Annotated in this window: 16 protein-coding genes; all 16 read right to left on the minus strand. The window is 30.1% G+C overall.

Annotation, left to right across the window (positions count from 1 at the left end; all coding sequences use genetic code 11):
• Positions 1–240 precede the first annotated feature (240 nt).
• The 16 genes from J8L88_RS11290 to J8L88_RS11365 all read right to left on the minus strand — a co-directional run bounded on the left by J8L88_RS11290 (position 241) and on the right by J8L88_RS11365 (position 16166).
• The gene (locus J8L88_RS11290) at positions 241–1488 is read right to left on the minus strand and encodes a hypothetical protein (protein WP_118387188.1); all 1248 of its coding nucleotides are present in this window, start codon (positions 1486–1488) and stop codon (positions 241–243) included.
• A gap of 151 nt (positions 1489–1639) precedes the next feature.
• Positions 1640–3148: a serine hydrolase gene (locus tag J8L88_RS11295; protein WP_162897361.1), complete on the minus strand. Its 1509-nt coding sequence runs from the start codon at positions 3146–3148 to the stop codon at positions 1640–1642.
• Between the two features lie 107 nt (positions 3149–3255).
• On the minus strand, positions 3256–3780 hold the full coding sequence (locus tag J8L88_RS11300) for a helix-turn-helix domain-containing protein (RefSeq protein ID WP_118389965.1): 525 nt from the start codon (positions 3778–3780) through the stop codon (positions 3256–3258).
• Between the two features lie 653 nt (positions 3781–4433).
• Positions 4434–5648: an alpha/beta hydrolase-fold protein gene (locus tag J8L88_RS11305; protein WP_118387184.1), complete on the minus strand. Its 1215-nt coding sequence runs from the start codon at positions 5646–5648 to the stop codon at positions 4434–4436.
• Positions 5649–5771: 123 nt separating this feature from the next.
• A complete protein-coding gene (locus J8L88_RS11310) occupies positions 5772–6509 on the minus strand; it encodes a LytTR family DNA-binding domain-containing protein (RefSeq protein WP_118387182.1) in 738 nt (245 codons plus the stop codon).
• Between the two features lie 357 nt (positions 6510–6866).
• A complete protein-coding gene (locus J8L88_RS11315) occupies positions 6867–7307 on the minus strand; it encodes a hypothetical protein (RefSeq protein ID WP_120650534.1) in 441 nt (146 codons plus the stop codon).
• Positions 7308–7409: 102 nt separating this feature from the next.
• Positions 7410–7970 (minus strand): DUF2004 domain-containing protein, encoded by a 561-nt coding sequence (locus J8L88_RS11320; protein ID WP_118387178.1) that lies wholly within the window; start codon positions 7968–7970, stop codon positions 7410–7412.
• Positions 7971–8203: 233 nt separating this feature from the next.
• A complete protein-coding gene (locus J8L88_RS11325) occupies positions 8204–8719 on the minus strand; it encodes a hypothetical protein (RefSeq protein WP_118387176.1) in 516 nt (171 codons plus the stop codon).
• A 400-nt stretch (positions 8720–9119) separates the two neighbouring features.
• Positions 9120–10055 (minus strand): transglutaminase domain-containing protein, encoded by a 936-nt coding sequence (locus J8L88_RS11330; protein WP_211060779.1) that lies wholly within the window; start codon positions 10053–10055, stop codon positions 9120–9122.
• Between the two features lie 199 nt (positions 10056–10254).
• Positions 10255–10689, minus strand: a complete 435-nt coding sequence (locus J8L88_RS11335; RefSeq protein WP_027392581.1) for a cupin domain-containing protein — start codon at positions 10687–10689, stop codon at positions 10255–10257.
• Between the two features lie 15 nt (positions 10690–10704).
• A complete protein-coding gene (locus J8L88_RS11340) occupies positions 10705–11238 on the minus strand; it encodes a cytochrome b/b6 domain-containing protein (RefSeq protein ID WP_211060780.1) in 534 nt (177 codons plus the stop codon).
• Between the two features lie 5 nt (positions 11239–11243).
• Positions 11244–11861 carry an O-methyltransferase gene (locus J8L88_RS11345; RefSeq protein WP_211060781.1) on the minus strand — a complete coding sequence of 206 codons (618 nt, stop codon included), beginning with the start codon at positions 11859–11861 and terminating at the stop codon, positions 11244–11246.
• Positions 11862–11972: 111 nt separating this feature from the next.
• On the minus strand, positions 11973–12509 hold the full coding sequence (locus J8L88_RS11350; RefSeq protein ID WP_155839640.1) for a hypothetical protein: 537 nt from the start codon (positions 12507–12509) through the stop codon (positions 11973–11975).
• Positions 12510–12570: 61 nt separating this feature from the next.
• Entirely contained in the window at positions 12571–14025 is a 1455-nt protein-coding gene (locus J8L88_RS23540) for a nuclear transport factor 2 family protein (protein WP_247666467.1), read from the minus strand.
• Between the two features lie 105 nt (positions 14026–14130).
• Positions 14131–15009 (minus strand): helix-turn-helix domain-containing protein, encoded by an 879-nt coding sequence (locus J8L88_RS23770; protein WP_211060782.1) that lies wholly within the window; start codon positions 15007–15009, stop codon positions 14131–14133.
• Positions 15010–15071: 62 nt separating this feature from the next.
• On the minus strand, positions 15072–16166 hold the full coding sequence (locus J8L88_RS11365) for a serine hydrolase (RefSeq protein WP_211060783.1): 1095 nt from the start codon (positions 16164–16166) through the stop codon (positions 15072–15074).
• Positions 16167–16178 lie beyond the last annotated feature (12 nt).

Genomic DNA, 16178 nt, shown 5'->3' on the forward strand with positions numbered 1-16178 from the left:
GCTGAATTGTTGGATAATGGTGTTGAGTCGTCGTAATGAGATATAGTGCCGAATATATGCGATCATGCCTACTTATATTCTAGTAATCTGGGTTAAGAATAAGTACTGTTTATATTCGTTATTACGAATATATCACTTTATCTTAATCATGCAAATGCAGTAGTATATATTGCTGATATTTTGGTCATCAATATTAAACCATCATCCCAGTATTACATATATATAAAGTACTAGACAATATTAATTTTCTTCTTCTTCAATATCAGGAATATCGTTTCGATGATCACTTTCCATTTCCTTCCTTAGCTTTTTTAATCTTTTTTCATAATTTGGATCACAAAAAAATATAGCATTTGTTTTATTGATTGTTTCATTTGAAGCAGAGTTGTGATAATCAATTTTTCTTAATGTTGTTTTTACGGGTTCATTATCAAGGCAATTACATTTTATAATCCAATTAGCATTTTTATCATATTTATACTTAAATTTTTCATTTATACTAGAAACAGTTTCTGAATCGAAAGAAGTTTCCTTGTAACTTAAGATATTATTATGCTTATCATATGAATATGTTTTGAAATTTTTATATACAATGCTATCTCCTTTTTTATTAATCATTGTACGAGAAAGCAAATTACCTTTTAAATCATATTCATTAATTTTTTTTCTGATAGTATTGTCTGTGGGGTTAGTAATAATAGTACTTAATTTTTTGAAATTAGTATAAATTACCTCTATAACTAAATGGATTTTATCATTTTTATATTCTTCTGTATATTCTTTGGTTACAATTCCTTTGTTATTAAAAAAAGATGTAGTTTCTTTTTTTAATTCCTGATTGTTATATACCTTATATTTCTCTTTTAAAATTTTATTTTTCTCGTCATAAGAATATTCCCTCTTAAAAAATATTTTTTCATTACTGTCATAACAATCTATTGATTTCAAATTACTGCCATCATATGAAAAGTTACAGTTAGAAATCTTTTTGTTGTTGTATGATTTGTATTGGTAGTATACTTTTGAAATCCTACCTTTCGAATCATAAAAATTTTTCATGGGTAATGATGTAGATTTATAGCTCTTTAGAATTCCCGTATGGGTCATCATTTCTTTTCCGAAATGTGCGCTAATTTTATTTAATCTTCTATTTAAAGACGATTGTTGGTTATATTTAATGTCTATTAACGAGTCATTTTTGTCATAAATGTATTGGCACTTAACAACGTCTCCATATTTATTTTTCTCATATTCGTCAATAAGCATATTCTTTTTATTAAAAGACAAAACCCTGTGATCTTCTAGTTTAGATTGCTCTGCTAGTTTACCATTTGCTTCGAGTATAGCTATAAATATTAAAGAATATGACTTTTCTTCTACCTTTTTAACATCTCCTAATAAATCAAAATCACTTGTATAATCGATTAAATTTTGTCCAAATATTGAGCTATAACAAATAACAAAAAGTATAAATAGTATAGGTTTCATAAAATTATTTAACAGCGGTTTTGTATATAAAAAGTAGCAGATTTGTTTGCTAATTTTCCGTTGGCAAACAAAGATAGAAGAAAAGAACTAATCCATAATTTTGGCTTTTAATAGTTGTTTTTATATATGTTATTATGTGCCGTACTTTTTCTTATTGTTCTAAATTTCTTCTAACAATTTCTTCTCCAATAGCTCCGAAATATTCAGATATAATTTTTTGCCATAAAACCATTCCGTTCTCTGAATTTGAAAATAGTACTAAACCATCTTTAGAGTTTTTAAGGATTATTGCAATAGTTTTTATGCCATAATCTCCACCTGTATGCATAAATGCAGTTTCATTATTAGGTAAGTTAGTTAACATTTGCATTCCTAAACTCCAATCAATTCCTACTTTTTCGTTTGCTTGGACTTTTAGAAAATCATTATAAGTTTTTTCAGACAAACCTGCTCCGTTCAATATATACCCTAAAAATTTAGCGTAATCTTCTACTGTAGTTAATAAATTTGCCGAAGCATTTGCAACAGTATGTTTTTCGTAATTTATTGGTTTTCCGTTTTCATCGTGCTCAACCGCATATTGTTTATCATCAATCTTATCTGTCCAATAAAAATAGGTGCTATTCATTCTTAATGGATTAAATAATTTTTCTTGGGCAATTTCTTCAAAAGGGCGGTTAAACTTCTTTTCAATCGCTTTACGTAAGTACTCAAAACCTTCTCCAGAATATTGCCATTTTGATCCAGGTTTAAATTGAAATGATAATTTTTTGTTATCCGTCAAATATCGCCAATTAGGAAAACCAGATTGATGCGATAAAATATGTCTTGTAGTTAGTTTGTTTACATATTTACTATACTTTACATCTTCATCTATAAAATATTTTGAAACAGGTTTGTCCAAATTCCAAACCCCTTCATCAATTAATTTTAAAGTCACAAAAGCAGTAATGGGTTTGGTTAAAGATGCAACTTTATATATACTGTTCTTTGAAATGGATTCACCTGGTTTTTTATCCCCAAATGTTCTTATTTGTTGAATTTTTCCCTTCTTTATTAGTCCTATTGCGATGGATGGAATATTATGTTTTTTTAATAATTTCTCTATTTCTTTATCATTATCAAATAGTTTATAAGCATAATCAGCATCGAATTTAGCTCCATAATTTTTTTTGGGTGGTTTATGTTCATAACTTAAAATTCGTTTCACTTTCCATTGTCCATTTTCTAAAATCCAAGTGTGAATAAATCTACCTCGCTCGGTAGCATATAGCTTTTTATTAGGCTCTTTAATAAAAAAAACATGATCACCTGTTTGTACTGCGCCATATATTTCTCCATTATTTTTTAAAGGAAATACTTTTAATGTTTCTTTTACCAATTTTCTAATGGGTTTAAAATTAGGATTCGAGCAAATACTGCTGGTAAATGATTTATAAAAATCTTCTAAATTTGAACTACCATTTTGATCGTGAAAAAATTCTAAATCTTTATGAAGTACTTTTTTTAGAGCTAAGTAATTACATTTATTAAACCCTTCTTTAAAAATTAAGCTATCTGCTTCTTTTAACTCAATAAACAAGTTTGAATTATTTGATACTTGAGCAAAACTGTTTTTTGCTGTTAGAGTTAATACGATTACAAAAATTAGTCTGTACATTTTCATTTTAAATTTTGATTGATATTTGAAGTTTCAAATCTCCAAATACCAATCAAAAAAACAGCAAAAAGTTATCTGACAATGAGGTGACAATTATCTGACACTATTTATATGATGTTGAAATTCAGTTTAATGTATAGCTTCTTGTTTTTGTCAAGCTCTACTGCATTTCTTAAAATTATAAAGATGTTAAACAGAATGGTACAACTTAAGAATAAAATGATTTTACCATTTTCGGTAAAAAGTACGATTAAAAAAAAGAGAACTATAGAAAGAATAAACCAAAGAATTTGCAAAGAAATTATTTGCTTGGTCAGAGGATTGAATTGTTTTTTTATACCTATGATAAGTAGGGGTAAAACAATACTTCCTAGAGGGATCATAATAAGGGGTAGGGACGAAAGATTAATGTATTTTATAAGTTGATAATTGATACTCTCAGATTTAATTTGATTTTCTTTTAAATCATTTTCGTTAATTTCTAAAGCCTTGGCCAAGACTTTTAGGGTGTGTCCTTTGGGTTCAATACCTTTTTCTATTCGCTGAATCGTTCTTGTAGAAATACCCGCTTTTTCAGCTAGTTCTTCTTGAGTGAGGTTTAATTTTTCGCGATATTTTAAAAGTTTGTTCAATCTATAAAATGTTTTTTCAAATGGCACACAAAGTTGTGTACTGTTTTATTTAGATCAAAATTAATAATAAATAAAGGTATTGTTGTTCAGGTTTTATAACAATTTATAATCCCAACTTTTTCGGAGGTATTCAAACTTATGGAATATACATATCCTGTATGATCCGTTGGTAAAGGAAACTGATATTTCATTTCCCTTAGATTAACACATCACAACTCCGCTTCAAATTTGAATTTATAAAAAATTATCACGACCATGATCTGGTATTTAATAGCGTGCTAACGTTTGGATAGCGTAACTCTCCACGATACCATCGTAAAATATTTGGGCAATTCCTTTTTGCAAAGTATTTGTCTGTTTTGTTAATCAGAAGAAAACTCCATACTCTCAGCATATCCCTCCTAAAAAGTTGTCCGATCAAAAGTGAATAATTGCCTGTAACTGTTTGTATACGATTAGTCGGATTGTTTAAACAACTAAGTTAGCAAATAGAAACAGAACATAATATTTGGAAAGATTTTCAGAATTAGATCTAGATAAGTAATTAATTTTATGCTGTGTTGTTATTTTGTTGATTTTTTAAATTTAAATTATTCAACAATATCTTAACATTTTAGTTATCTATAAAGCTGTACTGTTCTAGGTTACAATTTTTATTTAGTTAGTTTTTTTAGCTTTTTTTGAGCATCTTTATTACCATCAATTTCAATAGCTTTTTGATATTGTTCTATGGCTTTTTGGTTTTCTTTTGTTTTTGAATAGAAATCACCCATTGCTACATAACTTCTAGATTCTTCTGGATAAAAATGTAGGTTAATATCCAGATAGGCTTTGGCTTTTTTGGGTAAGTCGTGTACGTCTAGCATAAAGAACCCTAAATCATTTACAAATTCCCATTTTGGTTTCATATCACGTTTAAACCGAATGCTAAGTTTATTAAAGTGAGTATAAAAAGGTTGTGTTAGCTCTTCTTTACTATATCTTTTTGGAGTATTAAAGCGCCATCTTTCTTTAAATTTATACCATTTATATACAGATCGTAAACCATTGTACATTCCCAGTGTTACAATACCTCCGTGATCTTCTTCTGGATAATATTTCCAAGATGTTTCAAGATGTTTTTGATTTTCTACCAGTATATCATGAAATTTAAGATTGGCTCTTAACCCTTCGGTGGGTTCATCATCCATTCTTCTTACTTTAACAGTATCTACTTTATAACTATTTGCTACAGCAAGATGTAAAGATTTGTTTTGATAATTGTCTTTTTTAAGTAATTTTTTAGATTGCTTTACTAGATTTTCTTTATCCCACCAAAGGCTTGGATCTATAGCCAGATAATTGTCAAAAACATCTGGGTGATTTACATAGGCATATACCGTAAAAAGTCCTGCTATAGAATGCCCTACAATGGTACTCAACTTATCTGTAGGATATTTGTTTTCGAGATATGGAGCAAGTTCGCATTGCATAAATTCTAGAAAATTAGAAGCACCGCCAGAAGTTTCGACAGAATTTCCTTGTCGTCCTATAAGAACATTTGTAGGAGTAAAATCTCTAGTGCTATCTGTATTAGTAATTCCCACAACAATAGACTTTGGAATATCAAAATCTTCTAATAGTTTTAACATGCCTGTAACGGGATAAAAATGCCTGGGAGAATTCAATACATATATTACAGGGTATTTTTTTTCTTCTTCTATTTCTTCTGGAAGATGTACCCAAATATCACGTTGTTCTTTAAGTACATGAGAATATAAAGAATCTGCTGTTCCAATAACTATTTCATTTTTTTCGTTTTTACAAAACTGGGCATTCATCTGAAAATGTATGCTTATAAGAACGAGTAATAATGATATGTTTTTCATTTATGAAGCTTTTTTGAAGAATCGTTAGTAATAAATATCACGGGATAAAAATACATTTAAAAAAGCTTCAAACCGTTAAATAATATGGGCTTGGGACGAAAGATGATTTTTCAGGTACGAAAATTATAAGGCTAGAATACTATCTTTATAATTTTTAGAAACACTAACCTCCATTTGGGTAAGGAAAATCGTGTTTTGGTTTTTCCAGGACTTAAAATGTGTTGGATTTATAAAGTGAGAACGATGCACTTGTACCAAAAAAGGGATCTCTTGATGCAACTTTTTTAATGAAGAACGAATAAGTTTTGAACTTAATTCTCCATTATCTAAATAGAAAATCTCTACATAGTTTTGGGAGCTAGATGCACTTACTAGATCTGAAGGGTATACTTTAAGAATATCTAGTTTATTATCACCTCGTATAGTGAGTAAGGCCTCTTTAGGAGGAATAAGTCTTACAACATATAGTCTAGAGAATATTAATAATGGGACTAATACAATAGATGTCTTAGCAAATAGAAAAGAAAAGAAAGAAAAGTTATAGACACTATTTATAATTGAACTTTTAGAATACTTATAGAAAACAATATTTAAAATCAAACATAAACATAGAATAGTTATAATCTCAAAAACTACATTCCATCTTACTATCTTTTTATAGATCCTGTTTTGTATCACAGCTACAATAGCGTAACACAAAAATGTAAGAAAGGAAAACCCAATTCCGAGACCTACCCAATTGGTGTTTGAAAAGAATTCAATCTCAAATGGTCTTATAAAGTAAACGAAACAGAACATCCAAATTCCTATAAATACACCTATTAATAAATGATGTTTTATAGAGGGATTAAGTTTATTCATTTGTTAATACTATTTGAGTTTGGGACTAATTTAAGCATTTAATAAATTATATAAACGTAGTGGTGATTTGGTTGATATTTGTAGAATGAGCAGAGTTTCTTTAGCTAGTTGTTTTGATGTTAATGCTGTACAGAGGTTCTTTTCTAGTAAAATGGAAGAATGTGTCGTGTAGGCTTCTATTTGTGATTTTCATTCCGATAGTGCTCTGGAATTAGATACAACGGTTTTGTGTATGAAACGTGGAGTGTAAAAGACACTAACTTTTCGGATTAACACAGCCTTTTTTTATATTTACTTACCTCCGTTTTAGCGATTAAACCGCTATTATTTTTTATACATTGTTGTAGCCAGTTATTTTTAGTTCCGAAATAAATCATTAGGCTGAATTACATCAACTCGAATAACTTTTCCATTTTCAAAAGTAAAAATCTCAACAATATTTTGCCCTATTTTATCAGATTCATCTAGCCAAACTTTGTCGTGCATAATTACTTTATTGTCTATTTCAACTAGATGTTGTATTTCCGAGCGAACGTTTGGATGACTTTCAAAGTGTATAGCTCTGTTATTAATTAAGTTTTCTTTTCCGTCAACTTTTAAATCCGATTCGACATACACTTGTACTTTATCCGCAAAACCTTTCACGTATTCTTTAGCGTTTTTTTTGTTTACTGCATCTATCATTTCCTTTATGATAATACTTTGTTTTCCACTTAGCTCGTATTTCTGATTTTGTTTAGTTTCACATCCAGTGATAAATATGGAAATCAGAATTATGATTTGAATTACTCTTTTCATTTCTATTGTCTTTAACGGACTTTCTAAATATACACAAACCTTTCGGTTAAGCACTTATTAGCTATGTTTTATACACCGTGTTAGCTGTAGTTATTTTTGCTCTCAACTTTCCCAAGTTATATGGTCTAAAGTTCCATCTTTATTAATATTAACAACTAAAAGTTGATTACAAGGCTCTCCATCAATGTCAATCGAATAGTCAAAAGTTCCGAAATAAGAAGCTTGCGGATAAATACCTACTCTTATTAAGTTCAGTTGTTCCATTAAAAGACTATTTCTTGATTTTTTTCGATTTTTTATGTTAATAATTCCAGCCAATTCACTTTCGTCAAGTTCTTCAAGATAGAAATTCAAATAATCAGATGTCATACTTACGTCTTGTTCAAAATCTGATTTTATAAAAGTCCGATTTTGATTATCAAGTTCGGGTATTTTATTCACGAACTCTTGAATTTGTTCTAACTCAGATTGATTAGTCGATTTCGTCTCAAAATTGAAATCTAAATTCAGTTCTCGCTTTCCAAACTTTAGGTTCCAATTATAATAATCCTTTAAGTTCTCTAATTCAATTTCTTTAAAGTCGGGTTTTTCCAAAATTAGAATTTCCTCTTTTTCGTTTTCTGTTTCTTCTTTTTTTCTTTTAAAAAGGTCAAATATTCCCATTTTATGGTTTTTCAGAATTGAGTGAGTTAATTACAGCTAACGGTTAGGCTATGATTAGTACGGGATTAAAAAGCGATTAATTTTCAATTAAGCACTTAGCCAAAACTTTTTATTTTGTTTTATCTTTTCTGTTCTAAAGCCAAATCAAAAGATTTGGCGGACTTTATAAAAATACACTAAACTTTGAGTTAAGCACCAAAACCTGTATTAATTATAGTCAATGTTGTGTGCAATTATTTTTTTATTTCATTTTTTAAGTCCAACAATTTCAATTCTTTGTGGTAGTTCTCAATTCTTGAGTGTGCATTTCCATCAATTAATAAAATGACAATTAAAATTGAAATGGTAGTAATACTAATTGCTCTCCAAGTTGGTGTATTAATAAATAGAATTAATAATGCTGCTGCGATAATTAATATTGGAACTAATTTAAATACAAATTTAAATTGCTTTATAGTGCTTTCAGAACGTTCAATTTCTGACTGATAAAAGGCAGTTTTATCGGTATTAAAATCCTTTTCAAATTGTTTAAGTCTTTGAACATTGGTGTAGTTAGTACCACTACCAATTACTAATAGTAATATACCTGCAACTAAGGTTGGAATGATATAAGCCTTTGCTAAATCTGTTTTTCCGAATTGCCAAAATCCAACACTTGCGATTAAAAATCCAATTGCGAAGAAAATAAAGAAACGTGTTGAGAATACTTCGGCTTTTGCCCATTCGATTGCTAGTTTTATTACGTCCATAGTTTCATTTTTTAATCTTGACTAACGTCAAAAAATGACACTAAAATTCAAGTGTTTATATTTTTCAAAATTATCATTTTTAACTCATTTTTGCTATCCGTTTTTACATTAGCTTAAGGAATTAATAAGCTCTGTATAAATAGATATTTTAAAATTCCACATCTATTTTGAAAGTGTCCTGACGTGGGGAATTACAGCTAACGGTTTGTGTATGAAACGTAGCGTGTAAAAAGATACTACCTTTCGGATTAAACACATAGCCGAATTATTATATTTTGATTTAATTTTTCACTTTTAAAAGCCAAATTAAAAATTTGGCGGTCTTTGCAAATAAGCACGAACCTTTTGGTAAAGCATTTATTAGCTATGTTTTATACACCGTGTTACCACCTGTTATTTTTTAAAGAGTAAAATACCCGACATTTTCATAAGTCTGCATTGATTGATTACTTTCATTAAAATCGGTCAAGTCCATTTTTATAATTGAACCTTTAGGAATTCTATCTTTTTCAAATTTATATGTAAAACCGTTTTCGTTTTTTACGTATTCAGGCTCGACAGATTTAAACTCTGAATTTTCAAAGCTGTAGGTCAATTTGACAAGCCAGTTTTTATTAGGGTTTTTCTTAAATTCTAAATAATAATAGTTTTCGTCACTTCTCAAGATTGGTTTTTCAGGAAATCCCGTTTGGAAATAGAAAGAATGAATATATGGCTGAGAATTAAACTCTTTAAGAGTTAGGGGTTTTTCTAATAACTGCCAATTATCGTCATTGGGATAATGGTCTAGAATTAGTTTTTCAGGGTTGATATTAAAATAAAAGCCTAATTGTGTATTTTCGGTTTCGTTTAACCAAGTAGCGTCAATAAGTTGCCATTTATTATCAATTTTCACAGCATTCCACGAATGATAAAAATCTAAATCCAAATCTGGTTCAACCGTTAAGTTTTTTTCATCTCTAGCATAGCCGAAAATAATTTCATTTTCTATGTCGAATTTATCCATAAAGTATTGATAAAGTACAGAATAACCATTACAGGTTCCTTTTCTTTCGTTAAATATTACAATCGGATTTGACAGGTTTTCTATCTCGTCAATTGTTTTATCTTTTTCTAAAACTTCTTGGTTATATTTAATATTTAAACCAATCCAGTAATAGAAAAACTCAGCTACCTGTTCTTTTTCTTTTATGTTTTTCGATACATAACTTTCCAATGTACTAATGGTCAAATCCATTCCGCTATTCTCACGAACCATTTCAAGTGTAGATTTGTTTTGAGCCAGAGAATTGGTCAAAACAAAACAAAGTAAAATGTAAAGCAGGATGTTCTTCATAATTGGTGGTAACATGCGTGTATAGGTATTGCGTATAGTACCGTTTGTAATTACTTGTAAGCGTTTACAAACGTATTATACCTCGTTAACTTTACAGGCATTTTTGTTTTATGGATCTAAAAATAGTGTAAAATTCCCCACAAAACAAAACCACATATGAATTCATATGTGGTCTAGGTGCATTGTTATGTAGTATTCCTTATTCTTCGTAGATATCAAATTCTGCAGCTATAGCTTTCATAAGTTCAGCATCTTCAAAATCACTATCAGACATCTTTGATAGCTTTTCTAGGTATAAATCAAATTGACCATTTTTAAATATACTAAGCATTTTTCCACCTTCTGCACAACCTGCAGCATGCCATACGTTTGGTGGCACAGTAACCGTGTCTCCTGGTTTTGCGATAATCGTTTCATCATCAAAAATTAGTTCTACTTCTCCTTCTAATATATAAAATACTTCGGTCATGATTTTATGATGATGTCTAGCTAGATAGAATCCAGGTTTTAAGGTGTCTTCTACAAAACATAACTCTCCTTGTGTGCTATCAGAAGAAAGTTTGATAAAGCAATGATCCTGAGAATAATTGTAGTTGTCACCTTGTCCGTTTCTTATAATCTCTTTTTCTTTCATTTATATATATATATATTAATTAAACCAAATTCTCTTTAACGTGTTTTCTTTTTTCTGTATCAAGTGCAATACAAATCCAGAAATATGAAATAATAATAAAAGGAATATCATTTTGGCCATTATGTGATGCGATAACATAATGGGATGAAAACCATCTACACTTATTTCTGGTAAATCTTGCCAATTACTAGATTGTAATGAGTGAATAATTCCTTCTAAAAAAAGAGATGCTAATCCAGACACGCACATCCAGATGATACTAATATAGAAGCCATAGTAAACGCATTTTCTAACCCTTTCTCTTACAGAATTTTTGGGATATAAATTCTTGGGTTTCCTATCTGTACATAAAGCAATGATCCTAATGATCGTTAATAGAAATACTAAAACCCCTAATGAGAAGTGTATTTGGTACAGTATAAATTTACGCTCACTGACAGCTTGATGCTCCATATTAATTCCTGTATAGATTAATCCAAAAATTAGTACTGTAGAAACCCAATGAATCCAAATAGTACGTTTGCTATATGTTATAGATGGCTGTTGCATTGTAATTATAGCATGCTAATTAAGAATACCTTACCATTATATAGAGGTTGTAATCTGTATTTTGGTTGTTGACTAATAACGTCTAAAAACTGCTGCGTTTCTTTCATATTGGCGTTGTCTACATAAATGGTAGTGTTGGTATGAAAATTGGATTCTAGCATTTTAAACAATGGGAGATACACATCTTTCCAACCATCTAAAAACAATAGATCTATAGGTGTTTTATGATTTTCTAAAGTTTTCATAGCATCCCCAATTCTTAGATCAATAAGATTGTCTACTCCTGCTTTTTTGAACGTTTCTTTTGCTTTATTAGCTTTAGAGGTAATTAACTCAGTTGTGATAATGTGCCCATTAGTTTCTATCACGCCTAAGGCTAAGTATAAGGTTGATATCCCGAATGAGGTTCCAAATTCGACAATGTTTTTATACTTATTTTGTATAATTAATTTTGTAAGATCTTCTCCTTGTTCTTTAGATATCGAAAGATATACATCTTTAAAATCTTCTGGCTTTAATGGACGGACTACACTTTTAGAAACAGCCTTAATCATTTTAAAAAAATCACCTTTAGAATCACGAAACAATTCGTCTATAATCATGTTGGTTTTTTCTTTACTCATAGTATTTTTCTTATATATAAAATTTGATTAAAAGAATAAGACTGCTTTTTTTAGAGAGAACTGTATGTACCCATTGATAGTACATACAGTTAGTTAAGTGTATGTTCTAAATTAATTTAGTGTTATAGTAAAACTAGCTCCTGGATTAAAATTAAATCCTGCTCCAATTTCTACTACTAGAACACTATTAGAATCGATTCTAAGAGTAACAGAATCGTTATCAGAAGTAAACCCAGATACATTTTGCGGTTCATCGAATGTAAAATAATATCGATCAAAAGTTCCTGTTTCTAATGTTCTAAATAAATCTCCATAGGTTGCATCTCCAGTTTGTGCAACCAATTCAAAAGAAATGGTGTTTTGATCAATGTCTATATCATATAAACCTAGCAAGTAAGCAGGAAATTCAACAGCATTTTCAATAGTTGCTGTTGCTTCTAATGATCCTGCTGGTTGCATGAATAAATCTTCTATGGCAGTTTCAACCCCGCTTGTAATGGTAGTTGATTGAAATGTATTAGCTACAGTTACACTGACTCCGGGTGTTATTGGAGGAGTGGTGTTATCATCATCACTATCGCAAGAGGTAAATGAACTTAATGCCAAGGATAGTATTAGGTAGCAACTAATTGATTTTAGAGTTTTCATAGTAAGGGTTTTAAAAAAGTTTACGTTCGTTTTAAAATAAATTATGTGCTCTGGAGATTGTTTAGAACTTTCCATTCTCATTCTTCCATTCGGATTTAGGCGGAATTGTTGTAATTACATCCCAATGCTCTACGATCAATCCATTTTCTAGCCTAAATAGATCATAAAACGCAGTTTGATCTCCTTTGCCAAATTTTCCTTCGCTTATTGTAAGAACAAAGTTTCCTTGTCCCAAGACTTTGTGCAGTGCTGTATATTCCATAACCAAACCATTTTTGGCAAAGTATTTCATAGCCTCTCCAAAGCCTTCTAATCCATCTGCTACAGCAGGATTGTGTTGCACATATTTTTTAGGATTTATATAATTAGTGATCTTATCCATTTCGCCGTTTAGAAGTATTTTTTCAATAAAATCTTTTACTTTGGTTTTGTTTACTAATGTTTTATCTAAATCGGTAATTTTAGTAGCACCGTCGAATTGGGTGTGTCCACTTGGATTTGGTTTTTGTACTTCTAATAGGTTATCCCAATGTTCTACAATTTTTCCATTCTCGAAACGGAAAACGTCAAACCCGGCTTTTGGCCCAAAAAAGTCATATTCTGTATGCGTAAATACATAATCTCCGTCTTCGAAAGCTCGTACTACATTTGCTTTAAACCCGCCTTCTGGGGCATTTTTCATTACTTCGCCAAAACCTGCTAATCCATCTCCAACGTCTAAGTTGTGTTGAATATATTTTTGTGGATTGATATATGAAATTGGAGTTTGATCACCTGTGTTAAAACTATTTAGCAATGCAACTACTTTTTCTTTTTTGGTTACGTGTGCTGGTAAAGATTCATAGCGTCCCATGAACATGCTAGACTGATCCATTTTTGCCATAAATTCCTTTGCTGTTGGATTTGCCATAAAACCATTTAAAGAAGCATCAGAAGCGGTTTTGTTGGTCCAATAAACAGCAACTGCTTGTGTACCTTTTTCATTTACACCGGTAAGTCTTTGTAAGAACCCATCTCTTTTTCCGGTAAAATCAGTTTCTACCTTTTGATTAAGTTTACGGAATTTTTCTAAATCTGTATCTGGTTTTAAATCAAATGTCATTACCTCTACAAATTCACTTTGGTTTGCATTAAATACTTTATCCATGCTATAACGCTCCATCTTCATGGTAGCGCCATTGATCATTTGTGCATAATCTGCAACGGATGTATCGCTCATAAACTTATTCATAGATGCTTTGGCGTTTGCTGTATTCTCCCAGTAAACAATTACTACATACGCTCCGTTTTCATCAATAGCACTTTGTCTTTTTATAAAACCTGGTTGTTTGCTTGTAAAGTCTTTTTCTATAAGTTGATCTCTGGTTTTAAATGCTATTGGGTCTACATTTTCATTGATATTGAAAGTAGTCACCTCCATAATGGTTTTACTTTCTTTTGATGTTTCTTTGGTTTTAGCACAATGACTTAGAGATAAAGTCATTAAAACGAGGGTAAGTTTGATTGCGTGTTTCATTTTACTGTATTTGATAATAATAGAAATTGTATTATCAAAAGTAGTTCAGTATCAAAACAATAAAGTGGTTGATATTATCCCAATTAGTGTCAAAATAGGAAAATATTACTGATGCGATCGTCTAAAAGCTTCTGGAGAGCTTCCTACAAATTTTTTAAAATATTTAAAAAAATTGGCTGGATCGTCGAACCCAGATGTATATGCTATTTCCTTAACCGATTCGTTCGTACCAATAAGTAATCTTTTTATTTGCGTAATGGCGATCTCATCAATAAAATTTTTGGCAGGTTTATTAATTATTGCTTGTACAATATTGTTCAGTGTTTTGGTAGAACAGCCCATGTTTTGAGCATAATACATCACTTTTTTATTGGCAAAGCAATTTTTTTCTACCATATCCTGAAGCAATAAGAATTCCGTTAAATATTTCTTTTTGTTTGGCAATTGTCCGTTGTTAAACTTGATACGGAATAATTTGGTAATTAGTATGTGTAATGCGCTACGGGTGATACTAATGGAGTATTCATCTTTTAATTTATACTCGGATACTATTTGTTCCATTAAAGAGTAAAAATCGGAAAATTCAAGTTCTTTTACCTGCAACTCAATCTTAGGAAAGCTTATTAATTCATTAAATAATTGAAATGATTTCAGAGCCTCTAACTTATTGATGTGGCTAACTATAAACTCTTCAGTAAAGATTAGTAAATACCCTTTTGCAGTAGCGCTTTTAGAAAATTTTTGAATTTGATCTTTTCTAACTAATAGAACAGAACCTTTTTGGTATTTATAATCTACAAAATCAATAGTATGATATCCATTTCCTTCTGTGATAAAAATGATAATATAAAATTTTACAATATGGTTTTTACATATATCGTGATCTAATTTTCTGTTTAGTAATTCTTCAAGTTGTACAACCTCGAAGTATGATTTAGGATTGGTTTTATTGTCAAATTTTATATGTTTAATTTTTTCTTTCACTGAGATGCGTACTTGGAATTTATATGGAACTAAGTTCTTGTTTTAGGTTGCTTTATTAAGAATTAATATTCTTTTTCGAAATAATCCCATAGTTCATTGCCTAATTTTTCTCCAAACATGGAATTAGTAAATACTACATATCCCCATTTTTTTTCGACATCCATCATGTACCAACATGTAAAACCATCATTAGATCCACCATGAAAATAAGTATTGTGATGAGGGGAATCCGCTGTGATGAACCCTAAACTATAATAAACATTAACTCCGGTAGATAATGTTGTTATTTTAGAATGATGTTTAAATAGTTCTTTGTAACTAGTTTCGGATAAGATTTTCTTATTCATAACACCAATCATCCATTTAGAAAAATCAATAGGTTCGGAACGAATAGATGAAGAAGAAACGAATATGCCTTTGTCCTTTTTGTACCAATACTCATTTTTCCAATCGATCCAATTACCTTCTTTATCATAAGGTTCTGCTTTATGTTTTAGGGCGTAAGAATCTTCAATAAAAGTAGTATGTTCTAATCCTAGAGGTTTTGCTATTTCTTTCTGAAAATAAGTTTCTAAACCATTCCAATCAGTTCCCAAGATATGTTTTAAGACCATTGCTAAATATTGATATCCTTCTCCAGAATATTCGTAATCTGTATCAGGATCAAATTTGATTTTTAGTTTTTTGTCATCTTCATTTTCTCTCCAATTAGGAAATCCAGACCGATGACTCAAAATCATTCTGGCGGTTATTTTTTTATAACGCTCATCGTATGTAATATCCTCGTAAGGTAGGTATTCATACATAGGTTTATCCAGATCTAGTTTTCCATCTTCTACAAACTTCATTACAAATGTTGAAAAAACCGATTTAGACATAGAAGCTCCTTCAAAAATTGTTTCGACAGTAACCGGTAGTTTTTTTTCGAGATTGGCGTACCCTAATGTTTTATGATAAACAACGTTACTATTATTTATTACCGCTATAGAAAGCCCAGGAATATGTAAAGAATCCATACGTGTCTTAAGGAACGTATTAATGGAATCAGGCGAAATATCAAACCCCTTTAGATTTTGGATTTTATTTTGCGCATAGCAATTAGCTAATAAGTTGATTAACAATAGTAAGATGGATTGTTTTAGCAGGTTTCTTTTCATTGGTTTTAAGTT

The sequence above is a fragment of the Aquimarina sp. MMG015 genome (genome assembly GCF_018100855.1).
In the GTDB taxonomy this organism is placed as follows: Bacteria; Bacteroidota; Bacteroidia; order Flavobacteriales; family Flavobacteriaceae; genus Aquimarina; species Aquimarina latercula.